Source organism: Archangium violaceum, from assembly GCF_016887565.1.
Classification (GTDB): domain Bacteria; phylum Myxococcota; class Myxococcia; order Myxococcales; family Myxococcaceae; genus Archangium; species Archangium violaceum_B.
This window is the reverse complement of the sequence record NZ_CP069396.1, coordinates 4,423,129-4,447,551: the sequence shown is the minus strand read 5'-3', so window position 1 is coordinate 4,447,551 and position 24,423 is coordinate 4,423,129. Positions and strand designations below refer to the sequence as shown.

The window sequence follows — 24,423 nt, the reverse complement described above, 5'->3', positions numbered from 1 at the left end:
TTCACACCGGCTGATCCTTCTTCGGCGGCGTGGGCACCTGCAGGCCCGCGGACCTCGCCAGGCCCATGACGCCCTCCACCGCCGCCGCGATGTAGCCGAACGGGTTGGCTCCATCCACCGCCGTCACGTGCACCTCGCCCATCTTCTGCTGGAACGCCGCCGCCACCTGCGGCAGCTGCTGCGCCAGCACCAGCTGGATCGCCTCCGGCGACAGCGTGTTCTCGATCTCCTTGAGCGCGCGCACCTTCGCCAGCTCAGGGTCCTGCGTGATGCGGGCCTTGCGCGCCTCCATCTCCGCCATCGCCAGCTCCGCCTCGGCGATCGCGCACCGCGCCTCCGCCACCTTCGCCTGCGCCCTCGCCCGCTCCGACTCCTGCTGCAGCACCGCCATCATCGATGTGTGCCGCGCCGTCTGCGCCTGCTGCTCCTGGTGCAGCTTCTCCAGCTCCGCCTCCGCCCTCACCGCCGCCATCTGCCGCTCGTGCGTCAGCCTCGCCGCATCCTGCTCCTGCTCCAGCTTCAGCCGCTCCAGCTCCGCCTGCGCCTTCGCCGCCGCCAGCGCCCGCTCGTTCGTCAGCTTCGCCGCCTGCGCCTGCTGCTCCAGCTTCAGCCGCTCCAGCTCCGCCTGGGACCGCGACGCCGCCAGCGCCCGCTCCTGCGCCAGCTTCGCCTCCGACATCCTCCGCTCGGCCTCCAGCTGCGCCAGCTTCTGCGCCTCCTCCGCCTTCGCCTTCTGCTCCCTCACCTCCAGCTCGGCGTTCAGCTTCGCCAGCGCCGTCTCCCGCTCCAGCCCCACCTGCGCCTGCCGCGTGCTCCGCTCCTTCGCGACCCGCGCCTCCTCCACCCGGGACTCGACCGCCAGCGCCTCCAGCTTCGCCTGCTCCTCCGCCTCCTGCCGCTTGTGCCGGACCTCCTCCTCCGTCGTCAGCCGCGTCAGCGCGATCTGCCGCTCCGCCTCCGCCTCCTCCCTCCGGATGAAGCGCTCCTTGGCCAGCTCCGCCTCGCGCGCCACCCGCTCCTGCTCCTGCCGGAAGCGCGCCTGCATGTTCGCGAACACCGTCTCCGACAGCACCCGCACGTCCTGGATCTCAATCGTGTCCAGGACCACGCCCCACCCCGTGTCGCTCCGGTCCTCCAGTCTCCCCTTCCCCGACACCACCGGGGCAATCTCCCGCATCAGCTCCGCGGCGATGCCCTCCTTGCGCTTGGAGAGGCACTCCTCCACCGACAGGTTCGCCACCAGCCGCCGCACCGCGCCCACGAACATCTCGCGTAGCAGCTCCGCCAGCTTCTGCTGCGCCCGCTCCGGGAAGGAGAAGTTGAGCATCCGGAAGGCCACCAGCGGGTCGACGATCCGGTACACCGCCAGGCCCGTCACCTGCACGCCCACCTTCTCGCTCGTCACCTGGTCCGCGGTGAACTGCAGCCGCTGCACGCTCGTCGGGACGATCGCCACCGCGTCGCCCGGCAGCTTGAAGCACGAGGCGCCCTGCCCGCTCACCTCGCGCACCCGGCCCCGGCGCATGTGGATGAGGAACTCGCTCGGCTTGGCCGTCACCAGCCCCCACTTCTTCATCTTCTCCGGATCCTCCGCCGGCTTCCCCGCCCTCCACCCGTCCTGGTACCGGCGCGGGTCCTCCCCCCCACCGTGCGGCGGCTCGCCCCCCCCGCTCCGCGTCAGCTCCGACCGCCCTCCCACCGACAGCTCCATGGCCCCCACCGCGTTCAACTTCATCGCCCGCTTCTCGTTCGTGCCCATCGGTGCATCCCTCCGGAAGTCGCGGTCTCCCGGAATTGCAGCCTGTCGGCCAACGCCCCGCTGCCCTGAAATCGCGCACTTGGCCGCACGGGGTGCACCAGTCTGGCGCGGGTGCCCCGAAGTGGATCGCTCCGCTCCGGTCCACTCCGTGATAGAGGACTGAATCGGTCCGATTCGCGGTTGAAAGACTCGGGGCCGGCGCTCCTTATGTCAGCTTGACCAGAGGGGTCCCGATTTTATAATTGACCGGTCCAGTCCACATTAGGTGTGTCCATGTAGGAGCACCTAGCAACGTCGCGGGTTTACTCCCCACCCCCCGGCGAGGGGCCGGACAGTCGCCCGGAAGGTCTACCGAGATGCTGAAGCTGCCGATCTACATGGACAACCACGCCACCACCCCGCTGGACCCGCGGGTGCTGGAGGCGATGCTGCCGTACCTCCAGGAGGACTTCGGCAATGCCGCGTCGCGCAACCACGCGTTCGGTTGGAAGGCCGAGGCGGCGGTGGAGCAGGCGCGCAAGCAGGTGGCGGCCCTCATCGGTGCGTCCGACAAGGAGATCGTCTTCACCTCGGGCGCCACCGAGTCCGACAACCTCGCCATCAAGGGCGTGGTCGAGTTCTACAAGGACAAGGGTGACCACATCATCACCCTGAAGACCGAGCACAAGGCGGTGCTCGACACCTGCAAGCGGCTGGAGCGCGTGCGTCAGGAGCGCCTGGACGAGCTCAGGCAGATGCGGCTGTCCCAGCTCACCGGCACGCCCGTGTCGCGCGACAACCTCGCGGAGCTGTCCATCAAGCACGACCTGGACAATGACCCCGTGTACCGCCAGTGGGCCGAGCTGCCCACCGGTGGCGCGCGCGTCACCTACCTGGACGTGGAGAAGGATGGCCGGATCGACCTGAAGAAGCTCGAGGCGGCCATGACCGACAAGACCATCCTGGTGTCGATCATGTTCGCCAACAACGAGATCGGCACCGTGCAGCCGGTGGCGGAGATCGGCAAGCTGTGCCGCCAGAAGGGAATCCTCTTCCACTGCGACGCGGTGCAGGGCATCGGCAAGGTGCCGTTCCACGTGGAGGAGATGAACGTCGACCTGGCGTCCATCTCCGCGCACAAGATGTACGGCCCCAAGGGAGTGGGCGCGCTGTACGTGCGCCGCAAGCCGCGCGTGCGCATCGCCCCCATCATCGACGGCGGTGGCCATGAGCGCGGCATGCGCTCGGGCACGCTGAACGTGAGCGCCATCGTGGGCTTCGGCAAGGCGGCGGAGATCGCCCGCCAGGAGATGGCCGACGAGTCCGCGCGCCTCTTCCGCCTGCGCGAGCGGCTGCGCAAGGGCATCATGGACCAGCTCGACATGGTGACGGTGAACGGCTCGCTGGAGCACCGCCTGCCGGGCAGCCTCAACATCTCCTTCGCCTACGTCGAGGGCGAGGCGCTGATGATGGCCATCAAGGACGTGGCGGTGTCCTCAGGCTCCGCGTGCACGTCGGCCTCGCTTGAGCCCTCGTACGTGCTGCGGGCCTGCGGCGTGGACGAGGAGCTGGCGCACAGCTCCATCCGTTTCGGCCTCGGCCGCTTCAATACCGAGGAAGAGGTCGACTACGTCATCAAGCTCATGGTGGACAAGGTGAACCGCCTGCGCGAGATGAGCCCGCTATACGAGATGGCGAAGGAAGGCATCGACCTCAAGAGCATCGAGTGGACGGCACACTAGCTCCGTCCCGCGCCCTCCCCTGGCTGGAGGGCAGGCGGGCTCCCGACCCCGGCACGGTTGCCGGGCAACGGACCCGGTGACAAGGCTTCAGAAGGGAACCCCCATGGCTTACAGCGACAAGGTCATTGAGCACTACGAGAACCCCCGGAACGTCGGCACGCTCGACAAGGCGGACCCCAACGTGGGCACCGGTCTGGTCGGGGCCCCCGCGTGCGGCGACGTGATGCGCCTGCAGCTGAAGATCAGCGACGACGGCATCATCGAGGACGCCAAGTTCAAGACGTTCGGGTGTGGCTCGGCCATCGCGTCCAGCTCGCTGGTGACCGAGTGGGTGAAGGGCAAGACGGTGGACCAGGCGATGACCATCTCCAACAAGGACGTGGCGCGCGAGCTGGCGCTGCCGCCGGTGAAGATCCACTGCTCGGTGCTGGCCGAGGACGCCATCAAGGCGGCCATCGAGGACTTCAAGAAGAAGCGCGAGGCGCGGCAGCAGAAGGCGTAGGGCAGGGCCCCGAAGCAAGGAGGCACGTGATGAACGAGCAGGCGACCCAACAGACGAGCCAGACGCAGACGACGCCTGCCGCCGCCCCGGCCGCGAAGCCGGCGCGAGGCATCACGCTGCACGACAGCGCGGTGGAGCAGCTCAAGAAGCTGCTGGCCGAGCGGCAGACGCCCGAAGCCGGGCTGCGCCTCGCGGTGCGAGGCGGAGGGTGCTCGGGGCTGGCGTACGTGATGGAGTGGGCGGAGAAGCCGCGCGAGAAGGACAAGATCTTCGAGCGGGACGGGGTGAGGGTGTTCGTGGATCCGAAGAGCTACCTGTATCTGCTCGGCACGGAGATCGTGTACGAGTCGACGCTGATGGCCTCGGGGTTCAAGCTGAACAACCCGAACGTGAAGGGCTCATGCGGCTGCGGCGAGAGCTTCTCCGTGTAGCGACCCGAGCAAGCCCCCTCTCCCTCTGGGAGAGGGCTGGGGTGAGGGTCTTCGAGAGTCATCTGGGGGCTCGGCCGCGGAAAGCCGGGCCCTTTCGTTTTGCCCCGGAAAGGGGAAGCGCTGGTGAAGTGCTGGAACTGTGAAAAGGACACGGCGGGACGTCCGTTCTGCCCGGCTTGCGGAAAGATCGCCGCGCGGCCGCCGGGGGCCACGCACTTCGACGTCTTCGGTCTACCCCGGGCGTACGACGTGGACGTGCCGGCGCTGGAGAAGCAGTACCGCGAGCTCTCCCTCCAACTGCACCCGGACCGGTTCGCCCAGGCGGAGGCGCGAGAGCGCCGACTGTCGCTGGAGCAGACGACGGCGCTCAACGAGGCCTACAAGACGCTCAAGGACGCCACGAAGCGGGCCTTCTACCTGCTGAAGGTGCACGGGGTGGACCTGGAGCGGGAGGACGCCGGAGCGCAGAAGGAGATGCCCCTCGAGTTCCTCGAGGAGGTGATGGAGCTGCGCGAGGCGCTCGACGAGGCCATGGAGGCCAAGGATTTGGAGAAGGCCCGGAAGATGGCCACGGACGTGGAGGGCCGGCGGAAGGCCGCCCTCCAGGAGGCCGTGGACACGCTGCGCACCCTGGAGCAGGGGCCTCCGGTCGAGTCATCGGTGAAAAAGGCATCGCACGCGCTGGGACGGGTGCGGTACTTCACGCGCTTCCTCGAGCAGGTGGAAGCCTTCGAGGAGGAGATGCTGGCGTGAGCAAGAACGGCTACCTGCAGATTCATGACCCGCTGAAGCCCAAGGGGCACGCGGTGGGGATCGACCTGGGGACGACGAACTCGCTGGTGGCGAGCGTCATCCAGGGCAAGCCCCGCTGCCTGGCGGCGGACGAGGGGGACTCGAACCTCCTGCCCTCGGTGGTGCACTACGGGAAGGATGGAGGCGTGGTGGTGGGCTCGCGGGCGAAGCAGCTCGCGGCCGAGCACCCCACGGACACCATCATCTCCGTGAAGCGCTTCATGGGCCGCAGCCCGGAGGACGCGGAGACGCGCAAGCTGGGGGCCTACAAGTTCGCCAGCGGCGGCAAGGTGGTGCGCTTCGAGGTGGCCGGTGGCCAGCCGGTGACGCCCATCGAGGTGTCCGGCGAAATCCTCCGCGCCCTCAAGCGCCGCGCCGAGTCGCACTTCGCCGGCAAGGTGGAGCAGGCCGTCATCACCGTGCCCGCCTACTTCGACGACGCCCAGCGCCAGGCCACCAAGGACGCGGGCCGGCTCGCGGGCCTCGAGGTGCTGCGCCTGCTCAACGAGCCCACCGCCGCGGCGCTCGCCTACGGCCTCGACAAGGGCAGCCAGGGCACCTATGCCGTCTATGACCTCGGCGGCGGCACCTTCGACGTCTCCATCCTCAAGCTGGTGGACGGCGTCTTCGAGGTGAAGTCCACCGGCGGCGACTCGGCCCTGGGCGGCGACGACTTCGACCGGGCCATCGCCCAGCGCGTGCTGGAGGCCCTGGGTCAGTCCTCCCCTGCCCCCTCGCTCGTGGCCGAGGTGCTCGCCGCCTCGCGCAAGGCCAAGGAGGCCCTCACCGACGCGCCCGAGGTAGAGCTCACGGTGGGCGCGCACCGGCAGACGCTGCGGCGCCCGGACTTCGAGGAGTGGATCCGCCCGCTCATCCAGAAGACGGGTGTGGTGTGCCGCCGGGCCCTCAAGGACGCGGGGGTGACGGCCTCGGAGCTGGACGGCGTCATCCTCGTGGGCGGCGCCACCCGGGTGCCCGCGGTGCGCCGCTTCGTGGCCGAGCAGTTCGGCCGCGAGCCCCTCAGCGACATCGACCCCGACCAGGTGGTCGCCCTGGGCGCGGCCGTGCAGGCGGACCTGCTCACCAACGTGGACCGGCAGGACGAGGTGCTCCTGCTGGACGTCATCCCCCTGTCGCTCGGCCTGGAGACGATGGGCGGCCTGGTGGAGAAGCTGATTCCGCGCAACTCCACCATCCCCATCGCCGCCGCCCAGGTCTTCACCACCTTCAAGGACGGGCAGACGGGCCTGGACGTCCACGTGCTCCAGGGCGAGCGCGAGCTGGTGGAGGATTGCCGGAGCCTCTCGCGTTTCACCCTGAGTGGGATTCCGCCCCTACCCGCGGGCATGGCGCGCGTGGAGGTGCGCTTCCAGGTGGACGCGGACGGCATCCTCGCCGTCACGGCCAAGGAGCAGAGCACCGGCACCACCCAGTCCATCACCGTGAAGCCCAGCCACGGCCTCACGGACGAGGAGATCGAGCAGATGCTGCTCGACTCCATCGACCACGCCGAGGACGACGTGCAGGTGCGCCAGCTGCGCGAGCAGCGGGTGGAGGCCGAGCGCGTCCTCTCCGAGGCCGAGCGTCAGCTGGGGGAGCACTCCGAGCTGCTGGCCGGCGGGGAGCGAGCCACCATCGAGGCGGCCATGGCGAAGGTGCGCGAGGTGGCGAAGGGGAACGACCACCACGCCCTCAAGGAGTCCATCCATGCCCTGGACGAGGTGTGCAAGCCCTTCGTCGAGCGGGTGATGAACCAGGCCCTGACGAAGGTCGTCGCGGGCCATTCGGTCGAGGAGTTCTGACGTGCCCAAGGTCCATTTCAAGAGCCCCCTGGACGACGTCACCGTGGAGGTGTCGACGGGGACCACCCTGCTGGACGCCGCCGAGAAGGCCGGCGCCCAGGTGGGTCACTCCTGCGGCGGGGTCTGCGCCTGCTCCACCTGCCACATCTGGGTCCGCAAGGGCCTGGAGTCCCTCTCCGAACAGACGGACCAGGAGATGGACCGGTTGGACATGGGCTTCGACGTGCGCCCGTACTCCCGCCTGTCCTGCCAGACCGAGCTGGGGAATGAGGACATCCTCGTGGAGATTACCGAGGAGTCCCTCACGGCCTTCATGGACGAGAACCCCGCCGTCCGGCGCCGGCTCGAGTCCGAGGGGAAATGGCCGTTGAAGAAGTGAGGTTGAAACAACTGCTTGACGGGGACGGTTCAGGCATCTATACACCGCACCCGTCGACGCAACGCACCGCCGAGACGCACCGCCTGCCCAGGTGGTGGAATTGGTAGACACACTAGATTCAGGGTCTAGCGCCTGCAAGGGCATGGAGGTTCGAGTCCTCTCCTGGGCACTGAAGAAGGCCCCGACTGAAAAGTCGGGGCCTTTTTCTTTTTCCGCGTCAGCTCGGCACGTGGACGGGCTCCACGGCCTCGTGGGCCACGTGGTTCGCCGCCTCGCGCGCCAGGCTGCCTCCCTTGCGGAGGTCCTTCAGCCGGATGCCGCGGATGCGCACCGAGAGGGCCCCCACCCCCACCTGGCTCAGCACGGTACCCAGGTGGGTGAGCGTGGCGAAGGCCGCCGCGTCCTCGGCCGAGGCGCCCAGGTTCCGCGCCGCCCAGCTGGTGACGAAGTAGTAGATGCCCATGCCCGCGGGCACCCCGGGGAATGACTGGCCCAGGGCGATGGCCCCCAGGATGACGGTGCCCGCGAAGACGCCCCCGTGGATGCCCAGGGCGTGCAGGCCCAGCCCATAGCCCAGGGCGGGCGCCAGCACCGGGGGGATGGAGAACAGGAGCGCCATCGCCATGCCCCGGAAGCTGCGCGCGGTGCCCAGGCCCTCGGACACGTGCCCCAGCAGGTGCTGCAACCGCGGCAGCTTCTTCTTGCGCTCCAGCAGCCGGGCGAGCGGCAGCGCGTAGTGGGCCAGCAGCACCACCAGCACCACCAACCCCACGCACACCCCCACCGCCGCCCTCATCGCCCCGGAGAACTGGGCCATCGTCTCGCCAAAGGGGCCGACGAAGGACAGGGCCACCAGCCCCATCAGCGCGGCGAACTCCAGCAGCTTGCACACCGCCACCGAGCCCAGCGCCTGCAGGAAGGGAATCCGCTCGGTGCGCGACAGCAGGAAGGAGCGGATGAAGTCCCCCAGCTTCCCGGGCAGCGCGTTGTGGGTGAAGGCGCCAATGGCCACCAGGTGGTAGCGCTCGCGGATGGGCACCGGCTTGCTCAGCGTCTTCTGCCACTGCATGGCGCGGAACGGGATGATCGACGCTGACAGCAGCATGAAGGGGATGAGCCAGCGCAGGTGCCCGGGCAGATCGTGCACGAACTTCCCCAGCGAGAAGCGCGGGATGAGCAACGGCCCCGGGCCGCCCAGGTTCCACCGGAAGAAGGCGGTGGAGATGAGGATGGCGGACAGCACCACCCCCACCAGCACGGCGAGTGCCTTGAGGTACGTCCGGCCCGCTGGCCCCTTCATGTTGCCTCCGCGAACCTCGTGTCCGGGTACACCGCCGGCCGGGCGCCGTCGCGGTACACCTCCGACAACCGCTCATGGAGCTGCGTGCAGTGGCTCAACCCGGACAGATCCACCGGGAGATCGCTCGGCCAGCAGATGACGCTGGACGTCTCCGTGCGGGTGAGGCCGCCGTGCGAGCCGAACTCCCAGGCGAAGCCCACCGTGCCGCCCCTCCGCACCGCCTGGCCGAAGAGCACCAGGTCTCCCGCCGTGGACATGTGCGGCAGCTCGCGCAGGTAGTCCGCTACCGCGCGGCGCGAGAACTCCGTCGACAGGGGCGCGCCGTCGATGTCGTCCGGCCCATACACCCCGCCATGGATGACGGCCACCGCCGAGTCACCCCGCCGCATCGCCACGATGCCGATGTCCGGGTGGCGCGTGGCCCTCGCGAGCACCTCCGGGTGGCGCGCCACCAGCTGCGCGGCCTCGAGCGGCTGGAGCCCTCGCGTCAGGTAGACGTGGGAGAAGTTGCCGGACTCGATGACCACCGGCTCCTCCGTGGCCCAGGGCTCCGACTCCACCGGGTGCGGACGGCCATCGAGCAGTCCCCGCGCCACGTCCTCGGAGAGCGGCGGGGCCTCGCCCTGGAGGAGGAGCGCCTCGAGGCGCTGGCGCGTGCGCTGCTCCAGCGGGAGGCTGTCCACGTGGCCGTGGTCCGTGAGGAAGACGAGGTCGTAGCCGGGATCCACCGTCCGGGCCACGGCGTAGAGCTCGGCGAGGTAGGCATCCACGCGCCGCAGCTCCCCGAGCGCCTGCTCCGACTGAGGACCGCGGCGGTGGGCCACCTCGTCATAGTTGCCGTAGACGAGGTACACGGCGGGCACGCCGCGCACCATGTCCACCAGGGCCTTGGTATGCGCGAAGCTCCACCCGAGCCGCTGGAGGAAGACGCGGCTGATGAGGAAGCCGCCCTCGTGGCGCCAGTCCCGGAGCGCGCGGCTCCAGCGGTACACCTCGGTGAAGGCCCGCCACGCGTCCTTGCCCAGCCCCCGCAGGTACGAGAGCGGCGTCTGCGTACGCGCCACGAGCACGCCTTCCATCTCGTGCTTGAAGCCGCGCGCCATCACCTTGAAGTTGGCCAGCGTGCTCATGCAGAGCCGGTTGTTGGCCTGGGCCTGGAAGAGCGAGAAGTACGTGTGGCCACCATCGGCCAGCAGGCTGGAGCCCTCGCGGCGGCCCAGCCGCTCCTCGATGGCGAGCGCGTCGCGCGGCGTGTTCATCTGCACCTTGCGGCCGAGCTCCCGATCGAACCAGCTGTAGGCCGGCAGGTTGGGATGGCGCAGGCCATAGAGGAAGCCCGCCTGGAAGAAGGGCGTGGAGGCAGGCGAGCCCCAGAACGCCTCGTCCAGGGAGTAGGCCCCCGAGCGGACGAGCTTCGAGAGGAACGGCATCCCTCCGGTGCGGACGGCCTCGTCGAGATGGGCCTTGGGCACCCCGTCCAGATGGACGACGAGCAGCTTGCGCCGGCGAGGAGCCGGCACAGGGGGAACCTTCGCCCCCACGCGCCGCACGTACTCGCGGGCCCAGGACTGCAACTGCGGGCTGATGATGTCGTTCACGTCTCGCACGTCTCGTCTCCCCTCCCCCTGTCCGTGGTCGGGAAGATGCGCACTCGGAAAGCCGCCAGCCGTGCGATGCGAGTGGGTCCGCTGGAGAGCGGCCAGCCGAGCATGGGTCCCTGACGTCAAGATGGTCCCGCCCCTTGGCGACGTGTCACCTTGTAGCGTGATGCTGACGACCGCGCTGCTGTTGACGACTCTCGCCACCGCCACGGCCGCCGCCCCCGCGGAGGAGCTGCCACAGAAGAAGGAAAAGGGGATCGACGCCATCGCGTTGCCCCTGGTGAGCTTCAACTCGGACCTGGGCTTCACCTATGGGGGCGTGGCCGGGGCGTACCTGTACGCGCCGGGGCACAGCCCGTACCAGCACGGCATCGCCATCCAGGCGATGTTCACCAGCCGCGGGCAGCAGAACCACTACCTGCGCTACGACGGGCCCCAGCTCATCGGGCCCATGCGGCTGGAGCTGCGCCTGGAGTACCGGCGCGAGCTGCGCAGCCCCTTCTACGGGGCGGGCAACGTGTCCGCGCAGGACTTCAAGGGCGACGAGAACCAGGAGCGCTTCAACTACCGGAAGGGCTCGCCCGGGGCGTGGCTGCGCCTGCGGGGCCGGCCCTGGGGAGAGAACCACCCCTTCCAGTCCTACGTGGGCTACTCGTGGCGGTACACGGAGGTGGACACGTTCGACACCTCGCTGCTGAACGAGCAGAAGCCGGTGGGCATCGAGGGCGGGCCCACGGGGCAGCTCTCGGCGGGCGTGCTCTGGGACACGCGAGACAACGAGTCGGACCCGACGCGAGGCGGCGTGGAGGAGCTGTCCCTGCGCGTGTCGGGGAGCGCCACGTGGAGCCGGTACCAGTACGCGGGCGTGACGCTGAGCGAGCGGCGCTTCTGGCGGCTGGGCCCGCGCTTCATCCTGGCGCAGCGGCTGACGCTGGACATGCTCTTCGGCGAGGTGCCCTTCTTCGAGTGGGTGAACACGGGCGGCGTGAGCACCTCCGAGGGCATCGGTGGAATGAGCAGCGTGCGCGGCATCGAGCGCAACCGGTTCGCGGGCAACATCAAGGCGTTCTCGAACACGGAGCTGCGCGTGCGGGCCTTCGACTTCCGGCTGTTCAAGGCGCCGGTGACGGTGGGCGGCGTGGCCTTCGTGGACCTGGGACGCGTGTGGCACCCGGACGTGGTGGATGGCCCGTGGTGGAAGTGGCACCCGGGCGTGGGCGCCGGTGTGCGAGTGGCGCGGCGCGCGGCCGTGGTGCGCTTCGACTGGGCCATGTCGCCGGAGACGGGGCGCAGCCGCGTGTACCTGAACTTCGGGCACATGTTCTGAGCCGTCCGGGTCTCAGGGCCTCGCCTCCTGCTCGACCTGAGCCAGGGCCAGGCCGAACGAGAACGTCGAGCCCCTTCCCTCCTCGCTCTCGAACCAGATGCGGCCGCCGTGCTTCTGGACGATCTGCTCGCTCAGGTGCAGCCCGACGCCCATGCCCCCCCGGTCGGACGCGAGCCCCTCATGGGCGCGATAGAAGCGCTCGAAGAGCTGGCCCTGACGCTCCCGGGGAATGCCCATCCCGTGGTCCCGGACCGACACCACCGCCATGGCGTCCTGGACCCCGACCGAGACCTCGATATCTCCTCCTCCGGGCGAATACTTGATGGCGTTGTCGAACAGGTTCACCAGCACCTGCTCGATCCGGTCCGGGTCCGCGTCCACGAACACGGCGCCGTCCTGGTGGAACACGAAGTGGTGCTCGGAGGAGACACCGCGCATCCGCTCGAACACGTCCTTCACCAGCGTGCCCAGCTCGAAGCGATGGCGCCGCAGCGCGAGCCGGCCCAGCTGGAGCCGGGAGACCTCGAGCAGCTCCTGCACCAGCTGGGTGAGCCGATCACTCTGGCGGTTGAGGATCTGGAAGGCCTTGCCCTCCCGGGGCTCATGCCCTCCCGGCATCCAGCGATCCAGCAGCTGGGCATACCCCTTGATGGTGGTGATGGGTGTGCGCAGCTCGTGGGCGGCGGTGGAGAGGAACTCGTCCCGCATCCGCTCCAGGCGCTTGAGCTCGGTCACGTCACGCACCACCACCACCGCCAGATCCGGCGACCGCCCCGCTCCCGTGATGACCGGGGAGGCGGTCACGCTGATGTGGAGCTGCTCTCCGTTCGGGCGCTGGAGCAGGAGCTCCTCCTCGCGCACCGTCTCGCCCCTCAAGGCCCTGCGGCTGGGTGCCTCGGAGCAGGCCAACGGGCTCCCGTCCGGACGGCGGACGTAGAGCATCGACAATAACTGGCAGATGTCCGTGGGAAGTCCGTCCGCCCGCAGTCCCATCAACTTCAGCGTGGCCTGATTCGCCTCCACGATCCGTCCCTGGGCGTCGACCAGGAAGAGTGCATCCGCCATGCTCTCCAGGCTGGCCCGGTGGAGGGCCTCGGAGCGGCGCAGGGCCGACGTATCCCGCCGGATGAGCGCATACAGCAGGACCGAGGTGGCGGCGACGAACAGCCAGCCCTTGAGGATCTCCACCAGGATGAAGTGGCTGACGCTCCGCACCCCCACCGCGGCGAGCACGTCGGAGAGCATGATCCACAGCGCGGCGACCACGGCGTAGACGACCACGGGCCGCCAGAGAGGCGGAGGCCACCTTGCTTTCAGCGCCGTGGTCATGACTGCTTCAAACCTAAATGGGGTGTCCGCTCGCGGTTGGATGCGGAGAGACGCCCGCCCACTGGGGATGCGAGCAGGCCCGAGGGTGGAAACGAACCCGCCGCGGGAGGGGACCGCGCTCAGGTCTTCTGGAGCCAGAGGGCGCGGGGACCACGCAGGGCGAACGAGGCGCCGTAGTCGATGTGCTCGGGCTGGCGCGGCGAGAAGCCCAGACGGGGGGTGCGCGCCATCAGCTCCTGCAGGGCCACGGGAGCCTCCAGGCGCGCGAGCGGAGCACCGAGGCAGAAGTGGATGCCGTGCCCGAAGGACATCAGGCCGACGGTGTCGCGCCGCGGATCGAAGCGGTCCGGGTTGGGGAACCTGCGCGGATCACGGTTGGCGGCCGACACCACGGCGAACAGCGTGGTGTCCGCGGGCACCTTGCCCCCGCTCAGTTCCACCTCCTGGGTGGTGCGGCGCACGACCGTCACCACGGGCGAGTCGTAGCGCAGCGTCTCCTCGGCCACGGCGGCGCAGGCGGCGAGCGAGGGGTCGCGCCGCAGCCACTCATACTCCTCCGGGTGGCGGATGAGGGCGGTGAGCGCGTTGCCCAGCAGGTTGGTGGTGGTCTCATTGCCCGCCAGCAGCAGCAGGATGGCGAAGGAGTTGACCTCCTCGGGCGTCAGGGCCTCCTGGCCCTCGCTCTCCTGCACGAGCAGGGAGATGAGGTCGCCCCGGGGCTCGCGGCGGCGCGCCTGGGCCACCTCCGTCATGTACGCGAGCATCTCCTTGGCGTTGCGCACCACGTCCTCGGGCGTCTTGCCCGACTGGAGGGTGGCGTTGCCGGAGTTGGCGATCGAATCGCTCCAGCGCTTGAAGTCGCGGCGGCGCGAGATGTCCACGCCCAGCATCTCCGCGATGATGGTGACGGGCAGGGGTGAGGCCAGGCCGCTCATGAACTCGAACTCGGGGCTGGCCGTCATCTCCGCGACGAGCGCGCGCGACAGCTCGCGCACGCGCGGCTCCAGGGCATTGATCTGCTTGGGGGTGAAGGAGCGGTTGAGCTTGCCGCGCAGGCGCGTGTGCACGGGCGGATCCGAGGTGAGCAGGCTATCCACATCGCCCAGCGCCAGGTCCTTGCTGCGCTCATTCTGGAGCCTGCCGGCGATGCGGATCATCGACGAGGAGAACAGGGCGGGATTCTTCAAGACGTACGACACGTCTTCATGGCGGGTGAGGACGTGGGCCTGCATCTTCGCGTCGTAGTGCAGGGGCGCCTTCTCGCGCATCTCCGCGAAGTAGGGATAGGGGTTGCGCATCACCTCTGGGTTGAAGAAGTCGAAGCGGTTCAACAGTTCCATGAGTGGCTATCCTCTGGGCTGGAGCAGTGAGGGTGTTCGTTGTTGTGGGGAGACGACGGAGGCTCACCCGGGGCGAGGGCTGGCACCTTCCAGGAAGCAGCGCAGCAGCAGCGCGATCTGCTCGTCGACGGGCGAGGGCTGGCGCTCGAGGAATTGCCGCAGCAGGGTGCTCTGCAGCATGCCCAGCAGCAGCATGGGGTAGTGCGGCGCGTCCTCGGGCCGCAGCACCCCTTGCGCGAGGCCCTCGGGGTTGAGCGAGCCGATCCGCTCGGCCAGCGTGTTCGAGAGCCGCTGATGACGCTCCAGCTCCTCGCTCGAGGCGGCCACGCGCATCACCCGTTCCTCCAGCAGCAGGGAGAGGAAGCGGAAGTGCTTCTGGGTGTGCTCCAGGATGGCGCGCAGCAGACCATGCAGGCGCATGCGGTAGGGGGCGCCCCGGCTGCGCTCCAACTCCGCGTCCAGCACCGCCATCAGCTGCTGAACCTGCGCGTCGAGCAGCGCCTGGAGCAGCCGCTGCCGATCCTCGAAGTAGTTGTAGAGCGAGCCGACCGAGACGCCCACCCGCGTGGCGATGTCCTCCATCCGCGTGGCGGAGAGGCCCTGCTCGGCGATCACCTGTTCCGCCGCCTCGAGGATGGCCACCCGGGCCTCCTCCTTCATCCGCTCCCGGAGGGGATGAGGCTTGCTTCGCGGCTCTGAGCGGGGCTTCATGGCGGTGAATATGCTTCAGAAAGCGGTAATTCGCAATAGCCTCGGGGAGGTAGGGAAAACGGGGTGACGTTCTCGCGGCGGAGGGAATGGCCAGGATTTCAGCTTTATCGACTTTTTATTGCATTCCTGCAAAACCGTCAGCAAGGTAACTCTCCCAATTCCGAGCGCGCTCCCATGCGCGCCCACTCCGGGAGAAAGCATGCGCGGAGCCACCCCACTGAGCGCGGTACTGCTGAGGGTCATGGTGTTGAGCCTCGTCACGGGTTGCCTCGACCCCGAGGAACTGGACGAGCAGACCCCGCGGGTCGCGCAAGCGCCGCTGGTCGTGAGCACGGCGTCTCTCGCGAACGCCAGGTCCGCTCACACGGTCACCGTGCTGGCCAATGGAAAGGTGCTCGCGGTGGGAGGCAACGCAACCTCGGGCAACAAGCTCGCCAGCTGCGAGCTCTATGACCCCGCCACGGGCCTCTGGAGCCCCACCGGCTCCTTGAACACGGCGCGTTCCGCGCACACCGCGGTGCTGCTGAATGACGGAACCGTGCTGGTGACGGGAGGCATCGGCAACACGGCCACGCTCTCGAGCGCCGAGCGGTACGATCCCGCCACGGGAACCTGGAGCGTCCTGTCGTCGATGGCCAACGCGGTCTGGAAGCATACGGCGACGCGCCTGCGGGATGGGCGCGTGCTCGTGACCGGCGGCTGTCCAAGCCCCTACACGGCGGCGGCGCAGCTCTTCGACCCCGCCACCAACACCTGGAGCACCACGGGCTCCATGGCGCTTCCGCGCTGTGCGCACCGGGCCACGCTGCTCGATGACGGCCGCGTCCTCATCACCGGCGGCACCTACCTGTATACGAGCTCGCACCGCGCGGAGATCTTCAATCCCGCCACCGGCGTGTTCACGGAGACACAGCCCGCGAGCTCGGACAAATCGACGCATCAGGCGACGCGCCTGGCGGACGGCCGGGTCTTGTTGCTCACCGGGGAGTCGATTGGAAACGAAGTCTACGACCCGAGCTCGAACTCCTGGTCGACCGCGCCCGCGCCGCTCGAGCAGCGGTTCGACCAGGCCGCGGTGCTCATGGGCGATGGCAGCACCCTGGTCTTCGGAGGGGAGTCGAGCAGCGTCGAGCGCTTCTCGGGGGATGTGTGGAGCATCGTGGGCCACACCTCGGGCGAGCGGAAGTCCCCGGGGGTCGCCGTGCTGCAGGATGGGAGCGTGCTGCTCGTGGGCGGCAGCTACACCCAGTGGGTCCAGACGAGCAGCACGAGCTGGACCGGCACTCCGGCTCCGTTGGCGACCACGGAGCGCTACCGCCACACGCCCTCGGAGCTCGCGAAGTTCGACGGCACGCTCGGCGTGCCGAAGTGCGCGACCCCCCAGGTGGAGTGTGACTCCGCGTCCCTGCTCCGCGGACGCGGCTCCGCGGTGGGACCCGAGCGGGCGAGCCCCAACACGATCAAAGGCTCATGCGCTGACGGCATCAGCGGCGGCTACGGCAACGACGAGTCCCTGCAGGCGCTGCGCGTGCGCTCCTCCAATGGCGGCGTCATGCAGGTCGGGCAGAAGGTGATCATCCAGGCCGCGGTGGTGGGTTCGTCCAACGGGGCCTCCACGGACGTGCTCGACATCTTCCACACGGCCGACGCCAACGCGCCATCCTGGCAACTGGTGGCCTCCCTCCCGCTGACTCCCGCGAAGTCGGGCGGGAGGGACCTCTCCACGACCTTCACGCTGCCGGCGGGCAGCCTCCAGGCCATCCGCGGCGCCTTCCGGCGGGGCGGGTCGGAGTTGGCGTGCACCACCGGCGTCTACGACGACCATGACGACCTGGTGTTCGCGGTGTCTCCCCCGCCCCCCGATTCCATACCGCCCACGGTGGCGTTCACGGCTCCGACCTCCGGCGCGGTCGTCGGAGGCACCGTGACGGCCACCGCCACGGCGAGTGACAACCAGGGCGTGACGCGAGTGGAATTCCTCCGGGGCTCGCTGGTGATGTCCACCGACACGGAAGCCCCGTACGCGTACACGATGAGCACGATCTCGGGTCCCGTCACGCTCACGGCGCGGGCGTACGACGCCGTGGGGAACGTCGCGACGGCGAGCGTGAGCTTCACCGTGGATCGCACCCTGCCGACCGTGAGCATGACCGCCCCCGCCATCGGTAGCACGGTGAGCGGGACGGTGACGGTGTCCGCCAATGCGACGGACAACACGGCCGTCGCAGGCGTCTCGTTCTACGCGAACGGCACGCTCATCGGGACCGATACCACCGCGCCCTTCGCCGTCTCCTGGAATACGGCCGGGCTGACGGCGGGCCCTCAGTCGTTGATGGCCCAGGCGGTGGACAGCGCGGGAAACAGCGCCAACAGCGCGACCCGCACGGTGTACACGGGCGTGGGCTACGATGCCACGCTGCGGACCGTGAGCTGCGCCTCGGTGGGGGCCAGTTGTGACTCGCAGTCGTTCTTCTCCGGTCGTTGGGGGTACGAGCCGAATGAGCCCAACACGCTTGGCGGTACCTGCGCCGACGGGACCAGTGGCGTCTTCCACTCCGACGAATCGCTCGACCGGATTCGCGTCTTCACCCAGGACGGGACGAACTTCCGCGCGGGCGGCGTCGTCACCATCGAGGCCACCGTCTGGGCCCGGTCGACATACACCTGGAACAAGCTCGACCTGTACTACGCGGCTGACGCGAGGAATCCGACCTGGGTGCCGTTGACGACGCTGACGCCGACCGGGAGCGGCGTGAACAGGCTGACGGCGAACTACACGCTTCCCGCCGGTTCGCTGCAAGCGATTCGCGGGCAGTTCCGCTACGGCAACGGCTCGGGGCCGTGTACCTCCGGCGCGTACAACGATCGCGACGACCTGGTCTTCGCCGTCGGGCCGTGAGCGCCTCCACGGGGTGAAGCGGCACGGGCTCGGCGCCAGCCACCGAACGGGGTGGCTCGAGGTCGCGCTAGGCATTGGGCCTGTTGGCTCCGTGGTGGCGTAAGCCTCGACACCCCGCGGTCTGTCCTGGCCCTTGCACCGGGACCAGGCTCGCACTTGCCGGGGGCAATCCCAGGTGCTCCAGTACTGGTCCTCGAGGCGCGGTGGGGCCAACAGGCGCAAAAAAGACGCATGAAGGCGTGGACCCAGACAAGGAGAGGACGATGACGAATCCTATCAACCTGATGGCGCCAGAAGTTCTCGCGAATCCCTATCCCTACTACGCGGAGCTGCGGCGCCTGAGCCCGGTGTGTCAGGTGGAGCCGCATGGCATGTGGGCCGTGTCTCGCTACGAGGACGTGCTCTTCGTGCTCAAGAACTCCGCCCTGTTCTCGTCGTCGGGCTTCACGGTGGCGTGGCAGCCGGCCTGGGTGGGATACAATCCCATGGCCAACTCAATGATTACCCGGGACCCGCCGCAGCATACGCGGCTGCGCTCCCTGGTGTTGCGCGCGTTCGGGCCCGCCACCATTGCCCGGCTGGAGTCACGCGTACGGGCCACCGCCGAGAAGCTCTCGAGCGGTCTCGTGGACGGCGCTGACTTCGTCAAGACGATGGCGTTGCCCGTGCCCGCGTATGTCATCAGCGAGATCCTCGGGCTCGATCACCAGCTCCTCCCCTATTTCAAGCAATGGTCCGACGATATCGTCGCGATCACGCCCACCCCCGCGTCTCCCGAAGCCGCCGAACGCATCCGCGGCACCATCGCGAAGTTGACCGGGTACGTGGGGCAGGTGATCGAAGAGCGGCGCCGCGAGCCCGCGGACGACACGGTGAGCGAGCTCCTGCGCGCGGAGGTGGAGGGACAGCGGTTGACGGATGTGGAGATCAAGGACTTCCTCATCCTGCTCCTGGTCGCCGGCCTGGAGTCCACCACGAATCTCCTTGGCAACTCGCTCCTCTTCCTGGCCAACCATCCCGAGATGATGGCGCGCTTGCGCGCGGAGCCCTCCCTGATTCCGTTGTTCATCGAGGAGATGCTCCGCTACGACGGCGTGGCTCCGGGCGTCCCCCGGATCGCGGCCAGCGACATCATCCTCTCGGGAGTGACCGTGCCGCGAGGGGCGATGGTGTTCCCGCTGATCTCCTCCGCCAATCGAGACGAGCAGAAGTTCCCGGATCCGGATCGATTCGACCTGCACCGGGGCTCCCAGGGCGGTCTCGCGTTCGGACAGGGCGCCCATTTCTGCCTGGGCGCGTTGCTCGCTCGGATGGAGGTGCGGATCGTTCTGGAGACGGTGGTCGCGCGATTCCAGCGGGTTGAACGAACCGCGGGGGAGATTTCCTATCAGTGCGCGCTCACGACGCGCGGCCCTGTCGCACTGCCGCTCCGCTACATCCCCGCCAGCGGGTGACCCTCGCGGCCGCCTCCATACCGCAACCAGGGCATGTCGCCCTCGCGTCTCGTCTTGAAGACCAAATCAAGGTGACGAGCGGGGCCTCTGCCTCCTTCGCATCCCAGGAAGGAGCCGTTGAGTCTGACGCCCTCCTCTCCACGTCTTCTCTCCATCGCGGCGCCTTCCTCCCGCCAAGGTGCGCGCCTTCCTGGACTTCGTCGTCGCATCCGCGACCGACCCGGTCCGGGGAGCGTGCCCGAGGCGTGAGCGGCGTGGCGCGAATCCTGCGAACAATGTCTTTTCAGCCACTGGTCGAATCCGCTCCAACTCGTAGCGTGGGGCCAACTGAAAGGACGCTCATGCACGACACACCTCTGCACGTGATGGATTCCGTCGGCCCGGCCATCGGAGCCGTCATCTTCGTACTGATCATGTCGCAGGTACGAGAGCCCGCTCGCCAGCGCATCAACGCCTTCCTCGCAGCCGGCGCGACGGGCGTCTATCTGAGCGGCGGGTTCGGCCCCTGGGAGCTGCTCTTCCCCGTGCTCGCCCTTCCGGTGGCTTATCTCGGGCTGCGCTCGTACCGCTTCATCGGGATCGCCTGGCTCCTGCATTCCTGCTGGGATGTGGCGCACCACCTGTGGGGCAATCCGATCTGGCCCTTCATGCCGACGTCGTCGTACGGCTGCCTCATCTTCGACGCGCTCATCGCCAGCTGGTTCCTGGCGGGGGCTCCCTCCTTCCTTGCGCTGGCACGCGGAGCGCCAGATCCCGCGCGATGAAGAGACGCTCGCGTTCTTGAGGGATCGGGGCAGGCTCAGGTCCTCCTGCCCGCACCCGCCCGCCTACGCTTCGAGGTCGGCGAGCACGTCGGCCAACACCCGCACCCGGCCGAAGTAGCGCCCCATGTTCCGCAGACTCATGGCGTGGGCTTCCGGGTCGGTGGAGGCGCAGAGCTCAGGGACGGTGACCATGTCGAAATCACGCATGTACCCATCCCGAACCGTCGTCTCGACACAGACATGGGTGAGCACGCCCCCCACCAGGAGGGTCTGAACCCCCTGAGCCCGGAGGATCAGCTCCAGGCTCGTCTGGTAGAAGGCGCTGTACCGATGCTTGGTCACGAAGCGATCCTCGGGGGCTGGTGTGACTGCGTACAGCTCCGCTCCCCAGGTGCCCGCATGACAGTTCGGCGCCTTCCCCTTGCTGCGCGAGCGCCAGGCAAGGGAGTCCGTCCAAGGTCCATGCTCGGTCACGACCCACAGGACCGGTACCGCTGCCTTGCGGCAGGCCTCAACCAGGCACTGGACCGCATGAGCGGTCGCTTCCATTCCCACGGGTACACCGTGCCGCCGAACGCTGTCGCCCTCCGGGTGGCAGAAGTCGTTCTGCAGATCGACGATCACCAGGGCACTGTGCTGTGGGTGAATCGGGCCGTCCACGATGACGCCCCCTAGAAAGTGGGCAGGAACAGGCGCTGGTAGAGGGCCATCGCGGAGCGGTCCGTCATCCCCGAGATGTAGTCGGCGGCGGCCCTGGGTGTCTCTTCGGCTGGGATGGCGCGTCCGAGGCCCGCCTCCAGGCCCGCACGGTCCTGGCAGAAGTGACGATAGAGGCGGGCGACAACCTCCATCGCCTTGTCCTCCTCGACCCTGGCCCGCGAGCCCGTGTAGACGCGCTTGACCACGAAGGCTCGCAGCTCGAGGAAGGGCTCGTGGAGCGCCTCGCTCATGCGGATGAACTCGTAATCCGCCGAGCTGGTCGTGACCAGGTCACGGATGATCGTGGCGATTCGGTCTCCCTTCTCCGGGCCGAAGACCCGGGGGATGAAGGGCGGCAGCTCGTCCTCGCGCAGGATGCCCGCCCGCACGGCGTCTTCGAGGTCGTGGTTGAGGTACGCGACGCTGTCGCAGATCTTCACGATCTGCCCCTCGAGCGTCGTCGGCGTGCCGCTGCTCGTGTGGTGGAAGATGCCGTCACGCACTTCCCAGGTGAGGTTCATGAGCTCGAGCGTCTGCGCGACGCGCAAGCTCTGCTCGTTGTGCCGGAAGCCGCCGGGCTGACACAGCTCGTCGAGCACGTGCTCGCCCGCATCCCCGAAAGGCGTGTGGCCAAGGTCGTGCCCGAGCCCGATCGCCTCCACCAGGTCCTCGTTCAGCCCCAGCGCGCGGGCCACGGTGCGGGAGATCTGCGCGACTTCCAGCGTGTGGGTGAGCCGCGTGCGGTAGTGGTCGCCCTCGGGGGCGATGAAGACCTGGGTCTTGTGCTTGAGCCGGCGGAAGGCCTTGCTGTGCAGCACCCGGTCCCGGTCGCGCTGGAACTCCGTACGCACCGGACACGCGGGCTCGCTCTCATCCCTCCCCCGCGACTCGACCGACCGCGCGGCCCGCGGATGCAGGATCGCGGCCTCGATGGCCTCCTGGCGCTCGCGCATGGCGTGGGTCGGGGACGTGCGGATCTCGATGCCGGGCATGGCTCTCCTGGGTGTCATGATTCGATGGATGCGGCGGTGCCGCTCTGCTGCGGCCCCGGGGTGATGGGCAGTTCGTTGGTCAAGAACCAGTCGGTGTACACCTTGCCTGAAGGGGTCAAGATCAGATCCAGCACCATGCGGTTGTGCTGATAGACCGAATCCAAGACATCCCGGATGGCGGTGTCGTCATTTTCCTTGAGCACCACGGACGTCGATCCGTTCTGGAGAATCCGGACAACATACCCGAAGCCAGTCATCTCGCGGACCTTGTGGTACCCCTGGCGGCACAGGTTGTGCTCGACGTCATCGAAGAAGCCATCATCGAGCCGGTGGGCCGTGGTGAATGCCTCCATCTCCTCCTGGTACTGCCCCTGGGGGAGCTTGTTCAGGTTCGCGAACATGAACTGATGAATGCCCTGGTCGTTGAACGCCTGGATGAACTCCCACATGGACGACCACTGGTGGATGCCCTTGTCCGCATGACAAGTGGTGTTCATCCGGATCTTCTGCTTCAGGGACGGGGGCAGCGCCCCGATGTCGGCCAGGGTGAGCAGCTTGCCGGTGCGAAAGATCTGCTCGTTGTGCGCATCGTCAACGGCATGGCGGCTGATGTTCACATGCTCGAACTCGCCCAGGAAGTCCAGGCTTGCCAGAAACGGTTGGCGCAGTCCGTTGGTGGTGATGATCTTCTTGCGGTTGGCCCGAAACACCTCGAACAGCTCTTTCAGGCCGTTGTTGATGTACACCAGGGGTTCGCCGCCCACGAACTCCACGCTGTAGCAATACTCGCGGATGGCGGCGGAACTCTCCAGCATCCGGGAGAGGTTCCGGATGCGGTGCTTCTGGTCCCGGGTCTTGGCGACGCAAAACCCGCAGTCCGCGTTACAGTGCGGTCCGATGTCGATGTACAGGTTCAGCCGCTTGTGAACCCGCCAGTCGTTGATGGGCACCAGCTCCCTGGCAATCCGCCTCAGTCCTTTGCGTGTCAGCTCGTCCATGTCATCCCCGGCGTAAGCAGCTCCTCGCGAATGGACTGATCCGATGAGGAGGGAAATGATGCAGAAAATCGGGTGGGAAGTCGGACTGGGGGCCCGTGGGATCGCGAGAGGGGGCTCACGGCGTTCTGCTGGCTCATCGACTGCACCTCAGAAAGGTGTGGACCTGCGCCGGAATCCAAAGTAAGTTAATCTCACTTACTTTGCAACGGGCTTCGTTTCCTTTTCAATCTGGTGACACGCGATGACCTGGAAGACGCGAACGCCGAGGCTTCCGTCATGCCTCCGCGAAGGGCGCGGAGCCGTTCAACAATCCGTTCCGCAATCTCGAACGCTGAGACCGCTGCGCGCGGAGCTTTGCGGTTGAATCACGACTTTCAGGGAAGCCTTGGCCAGCGCTTCCGTAGGCTGTTGCATCAGCACCTCACCAGCGAAAAGGAGTGTCACCATGTTTCTTCGTGGGCTCGCGATGGTCGCCGTCGTTTCTGTCTTCGGGATGGGCTGTGGTGGAACGGAGGTGACGGAGGAAGGCTCGGAGCTCGGTCAGGACTCCGCCGCGCTCATCCAGAGCTGTGAGTATCTCCAGGGCCGCGTCTGTCGTCCGGACGCGGAGTTGGGCTGCCAGTGGGCCAATGGCACCTTTGGCGAGTGCTTCTGCCAGAACATCCCCTCCAACAAGTGGGTCTGCCTGACCGAGTGAGGCTCGTGACCGGCCGCCTCTCGCCGGGGTGCTCCGGCGAGAGGTGGCGTATCGCCAGGTTCGATATCGGCCCCTTGGCGCTCAGTGGAGCCGTGCCGTCACCATCCGGTCCCACGCCCGATCCGGGAGGACGCGGTTCATCATCAGCAGCATCCTGCCGAGGTAGCCCACGACGTAGCGGGCCTTCGGCGACGGCGAGTCGATCGCCTCCCGGATCGCTTCAGCGACCACCGATGGATCCGACGCCTTGCTCTCGCCGCTGCTGAACGCCTGGTCGGCCTTCTTCGCCATCGCCTCCGCCATGTTCGCGTAGGCGCCGTGCCCCGAGACGTCGCGCAGCTCCTGGGCGGTGCCCTTCTCGAACTCCGTCTTGATGATGCCCGGCTGGATCAACACCACGCGAACGCCGAACCTCCCGACCTCCTGGCGGAGTGAGTCGGAGAACGCCTCCAGTGCGTGTTTCGATGCGTAGTACCAGGCGCCCAGAGGGAGGGCGATCTCGCCGCCGATCGACGAGACGTTGACGATGGTGCCCGACCCCTGCTTGCGCATCGCCGGCAGGACGAGCTGGACCAACCGGGCCGCGCCGAAGAGGTTGACCTCGAACAGGTGGCGCGCCTTCTCGAGCGGCGTGTCCTCGATCGAGCCGTGCAGCCCGACCCCCGCGTTGTTCACGAGGACGTCGATCCGCCCCTGCGCGTCGAGGAGGGTGCGCACCACGCGCTCCACGTCCGCATCGTGCGAGACGTCCAGGGCGAGCGGGTGGCCGCCCGCCGCGCGAAGAGCGTCCATCCGCTCCACGCGCCGCGCGGCGCCGTACACCGTGTGGCCGGCGCGCACCAGCTCCAACGCGGCGGCCAGCCCGATGCCGGACGAGGCACCGGTGACGAGACAGACCTTTCTTTCAGCCATGTGCGGCTCCTCTT

Annotated in this window: 21 protein-coding genes and 1 tRNA gene; 12 read left to right on the top strand and 10 right to left on the bottom strand. The window is 68.1% G+C overall.

Annotation, left to right across the window (positions count from 1 at the left end; translation table 11 throughout):
* Nucleotide 1: 1 nt before the first annotated feature.
* Nucleotides 2-1,759 (bottom strand): SPFH domain-containing protein, encoded by a 1,758-nt coding sequence (locus JRI60_RS18405; RefSeq protein WP_204227163.1) that lies wholly within the window; start codon nt 1,757-1,759, stop codon nt 2-4.
* Between the two features lie 359 nt (nt 1,760-2,118).
* Between JRI60_RS18405 and JRI60_RS18400 the strand changes: the two genes are divergently transcribed.
* The 7 genes from JRI60_RS18400 to JRI60_RS18370 all read left to right on the top strand — a co-directional run bounded on the left by JRI60_RS18400 (nt 2,119) and on the right by JRI60_RS18370 (nt 7,555).
* Nucleotides 2,119-3,480: an IscS subfamily cysteine desulfurase gene (locus tag JRI60_RS18400; protein WP_239470813.1), complete on the top strand. Its 1,362-nt coding sequence runs from the start codon at nt 2,119-2,121 to the stop codon at nt 3,478-3,480.
* Between the two features lie 103 nt (nt 3,481-3,583).
* Nucleotides 3,584-3,982, top strand: coding sequence for a Fe-S cluster assembly scaffold IscU (gene iscU, locus JRI60_RS18395; RefSeq protein ID WP_204227161.1), 399 nt, complete (start codon nt 3,584-3,586; stop codon nt 3,980-3,982).
* Between the two features lie 29 nt (nt 3,983-4,011).
* Nucleotides 4,012-4,413 (top strand): HesB/IscA family protein, encoded by a 402-nt coding sequence (locus JRI60_RS18390; RefSeq protein ID WP_204227160.1) that lies wholly within the window; start codon nt 4,012-4,014, stop codon nt 4,411-4,413.
* A 186-nt stretch (nt 4,414-4,599) separates the two neighbouring features.
* Complete coding sequence (hscB, locus tag JRI60_RS18385; RefSeq protein WP_239470812.1) at nt 4,600-5,166, top strand: Fe-S protein assembly co-chaperone HscB; 567 nt, start codon at nt 4,600-4,602, stop codon at nt 5,164-5,166.
* Nucleotides 5,163-7,007 (top strand): Fe-S protein assembly chaperone HscA, encoded by a 1,845-nt coding sequence (gene hscA, locus JRI60_RS18380; protein WP_204227158.1) that lies wholly within the window; start codon nt 5,163-5,165, stop codon nt 7,005-7,007. The genes hscB and hscA overlap by 4 nt, the downstream gene beginning before the upstream one ends.
* Before the next feature lies 1 nt (nt 7,008).
* Entirely contained in the window at nt 7,009-7,386 is a 378-nt protein-coding gene (locus JRI60_RS18375; RefSeq protein WP_204227157.1) for a 2Fe-2S iron-sulfur cluster-binding protein, read from the top strand.
* A gap of 85 nt (nt 7,387-7,471) precedes the next feature.
* Nucleotides 7,472-7,555, top strand: a tRNA-Leu gene (locus JRI60_RS18370).
* 48 nt (nt 7,556-7,603) lie between these two features.
* On the opposite strand, the gene JRI60_RS18365 is transcribed toward JRI60_RS18370, so the two are convergent.
* Nucleotides 7,604-8,686, bottom strand: coding sequence for a lysylphosphatidylglycerol synthase transmembrane domain-containing protein (locus tag JRI60_RS18365; RefSeq protein WP_204227156.1), 1,083 nt, complete (start codon nt 8,684-8,686; stop codon nt 7,604-7,606).
* Nucleotides 8,683-10,293: an alkaline phosphatase family protein gene (locus JRI60_RS18360; protein WP_430384386.1), complete on the bottom strand. Its 1,611-nt coding sequence runs from the start codon at nt 10,291-10,293 to the stop codon at nt 8,683-8,685. The genes JRI60_RS18365 and JRI60_RS18360 overlap by 4 nt, the downstream gene beginning before the upstream one ends.
* A 160-nt stretch (nt 10,294-10,453) precedes the next feature.
* On the opposite strand from JRI60_RS18360, the gene omp85 reads away from it, so the two are divergent.
* The gene (gene omp85 / locus JRI60_RS18355; RefSeq protein ID WP_204228996.1) at nt 10,454-11,614 is read left to right on the top strand and encodes an Omp85 family outer membrane protein; all 1,161 of its coding nucleotides are present in this window, start codon (nt 10,454-10,456) and stop codon (nt 11,612-11,614) included.
* A 12-nt stretch (nt 11,615-11,626) separates the two neighbouring features.
* Here the strand turns inward: omp85 and JRI60_RS18350 are convergent, their stop codons facing one another.
* From JRI60_RS18350 to JRI60_RS18340, 3 genes are all read right to left on the bottom strand, one after another.
* Nucleotides 11,627-12,943 (bottom strand): sensor histidine kinase, encoded by a 1,317-nt coding sequence (locus JRI60_RS18350; protein ID WP_204227155.1) that lies wholly within the window; start codon nt 12,941-12,943, stop codon nt 11,627-11,629.
* Nucleotides 12,944-13,062: 119 nt separating this feature from the next.
* On the bottom strand, nt 13,063-14,283 hold the full coding sequence (locus JRI60_RS18345) for a cytochrome P450 (protein WP_204227154.1): 1,221 nt from the start codon (nt 14,281-14,283) through the stop codon (nt 13,063-13,065).
* 63 nt (nt 14,284-14,346) lie between these two features.
* The gene (locus tag JRI60_RS18340; RefSeq protein WP_204227153.1) at nt 14,347-14,994 is read right to left on the bottom strand and encodes a TetR/AcrR family transcriptional regulator; all 648 of its coding nucleotides are present in this window, start codon (nt 14,992-14,994) and stop codon (nt 14,347-14,349) included.
* Between the two features lie 199 nt (nt 14,995-15,193).
* Between JRI60_RS18340 and JRI60_RS18335 the strand changes: the two genes are divergently transcribed.
* The 3 genes from JRI60_RS18335 to JRI60_RS18325 all read left to right on the top strand — a co-directional run bounded on the left by JRI60_RS18335 (nt 15,194) and on the right by JRI60_RS18325 (nt 20,111).
* Entirely contained in the window at nt 15,194-17,893 is a 2,700-nt protein-coding gene (locus JRI60_RS18335; RefSeq protein WP_204227152.1) for an Ig-like domain-containing protein, read from the top strand.
* A 263-nt stretch (nt 17,894-18,156) separates the two neighbouring features.
* Nucleotides 18,157-19,347 carry a cytochrome P450 gene (locus tag JRI60_RS18330; protein WP_204227151.1) on the top strand — a complete coding sequence of 397 codons (1,191 nt, stop codon included), beginning with the start codon at nt 18,157-18,159 and terminating at the stop codon, nt 19,345-19,347.
* A gap of 341 nt (nt 19,348-19,688) precedes the next feature.
* Nucleotides 19,689-20,111, top strand: coding sequence for a DUF6010 family protein (locus JRI60_RS18325; protein ID WP_239470597.1), 423 nt, complete (start codon nt 19,689-19,691; stop codon nt 20,109-20,111).
* A 63-nt stretch (nt 20,112-20,174) separates the two neighbouring features.
* Here JRI60_RS18325 and JRI60_RS18320 read toward each other — a convergent pair whose 3' ends face one another.
* Genes JRI60_RS18320 through JRI60_RS18310 form a run of 3 tightly spaced genes read right to left on the bottom strand, consistent with a single transcriptional unit; the run spans nt 20,175 to nt 22,800 of the window.
* Entirely contained in the window at nt 20,175-20,735 is a 561-nt protein-coding gene (locus tag JRI60_RS18320; RefSeq protein WP_204227150.1) for a cysteine hydrolase family protein, read from the bottom strand.
* Between the two features lie 47 nt (nt 20,736-20,782).
* Nucleotides 20,783-21,802 (bottom strand): deoxyguanosinetriphosphate triphosphohydrolase, encoded by a 1,020-nt coding sequence (locus JRI60_RS18315; RefSeq protein WP_204227149.1) that lies wholly within the window; start codon nt 21,800-21,802, stop codon nt 20,783-20,785.
* Between the two features lie 14 nt (nt 21,803-21,816).
* Nucleotides 21,817-22,800, bottom strand: coding sequence for a radical SAM protein (locus tag JRI60_RS18310; RefSeq protein WP_204227148.1), 984 nt, complete (start codon nt 22,798-22,800; stop codon nt 21,817-21,819).
* 445 nt (nt 22,801-23,245) lie between these two features.
* Between JRI60_RS18310 and JRI60_RS18305 the strand changes: the two genes are divergently transcribed.
* On the top strand, nt 23,246-23,497 hold the full coding sequence (locus JRI60_RS18305; protein ID WP_204227147.1) for a hypothetical protein: 252 nt from the start codon (nt 23,246-23,248) through the stop codon (nt 23,495-23,497).
* An 81-nt stretch (nt 23,498-23,578) separates the two neighbouring features.
* On the opposite strand, the gene JRI60_RS18300 is transcribed toward JRI60_RS18305, so the two are convergent.
* Nucleotides 23,579-24,409 (bottom strand): oxidoreductase, encoded by an 831-nt coding sequence (locus JRI60_RS18300; protein ID WP_204227146.1) that lies wholly within the window; start codon nt 24,407-24,409, stop codon nt 23,579-23,581.
* Nucleotides 24,410-24,423 lie beyond the last annotated feature (14 nt).

Excerpts from the sequence above, each read along its gene's own strand:
- JRI60_RS18405 (WP_204227163.1), bottom strand. The coding sequence starts at position 1,759 with ATGGGCACGAACGAGAAGCGGGCGATGAAGTTGAACGCGGTGGGGGCC.
- iscU (WP_204227161.1), top strand. The coding sequence starts at position 3,584 with ATGGCTTACAGCGACAAGGTCATTGAGCACTACGAGAACCCCCGGAAC.
- JRI60_RS18390 (WP_204227160.1), top strand. The coding sequence starts at position 4,012 with ATGAACGAGCAGGCGACCCAACAGACGAGCCAGACGCAGACGACGCCT.
- JRI60_RS18365 (WP_204227156.1), bottom strand. The coding sequence starts at position 8,686 with ATGAAGGGGCCAGCGGGCCGGACGTACCTCAAGGCACTCGCCGTGCTG.
- omp85 (WP_204228996.1), top strand. The coding sequence starts at position 10,454 with ATGCTGACGACCGCGCTGCTGTTGACGACTCTCGCCACCGCCACGGCC.
- JRI60_RS18350 (WP_204227155.1), bottom strand. The coding sequence starts at position 12,943 with ATGACCACGGCGCTGAAAGCAAGGTGGCCTCCGCCTCTCTGGCGGCCC.
- JRI60_RS18345 (WP_204227154.1), bottom strand. The coding sequence starts at position 14,283 with ATGGAACTGTTGAACCGCTTCGACTTCTTCAACCCAGAGGTGATGCGC.
- JRI60_RS18340 (WP_204227153.1), bottom strand. The coding sequence starts at position 14,994 with ATGAAGCCCCGCTCAGAGCCGCGAAGCAAGCCTCATCCCCTCCGGGAG.
- JRI60_RS18335 (WP_204227152.1), top strand. The coding sequence starts at position 15,194 with ATGCGCGGAGCCACCCCACTGAGCGCGGTACTGCTGAGGGTCATGGTG.
- JRI60_RS18330 (WP_204227151.1), top strand. The coding sequence starts at position 18,157 with ATGACGAATCCTATCAACCTGATGGCGCCAGAAGTTCTCGCGAATCCC.
- JRI60_RS18325 (WP_239470597.1), top strand. The coding sequence starts at position 19,689 with ATGCACGACACACCTCTGCACGTGATGGATTCCGTCGGCCCGGCCATC.
- JRI60_RS18315 (WP_204227149.1), bottom strand. The coding sequence starts at position 21,802 with ATGCCCGGCATCGAGATCCGCACGTCCCCGACCCACGCCATGCGCGAG.
- JRI60_RS18310 (WP_204227148.1), bottom strand. The coding sequence starts at position 22,800 with ATGGACGAGCTGACACGCAAAGGACTGAGGCGGATTGCCAGGGAGCTG.
- JRI60_RS18305 (WP_204227147.1), top strand. The coding sequence starts at position 23,246 with ATGTTTCTTCGTGGGCTCGCGATGGTCGCCGTCGTTTCTGTCTTCGGG.
- JRI60_RS18300 (WP_204227146.1), bottom strand. The coding sequence starts at position 24,409 with ATGGCTGAAAGAAAGGTCTGTCTCGTCACCGGTGCCTCGTCCGGCATC.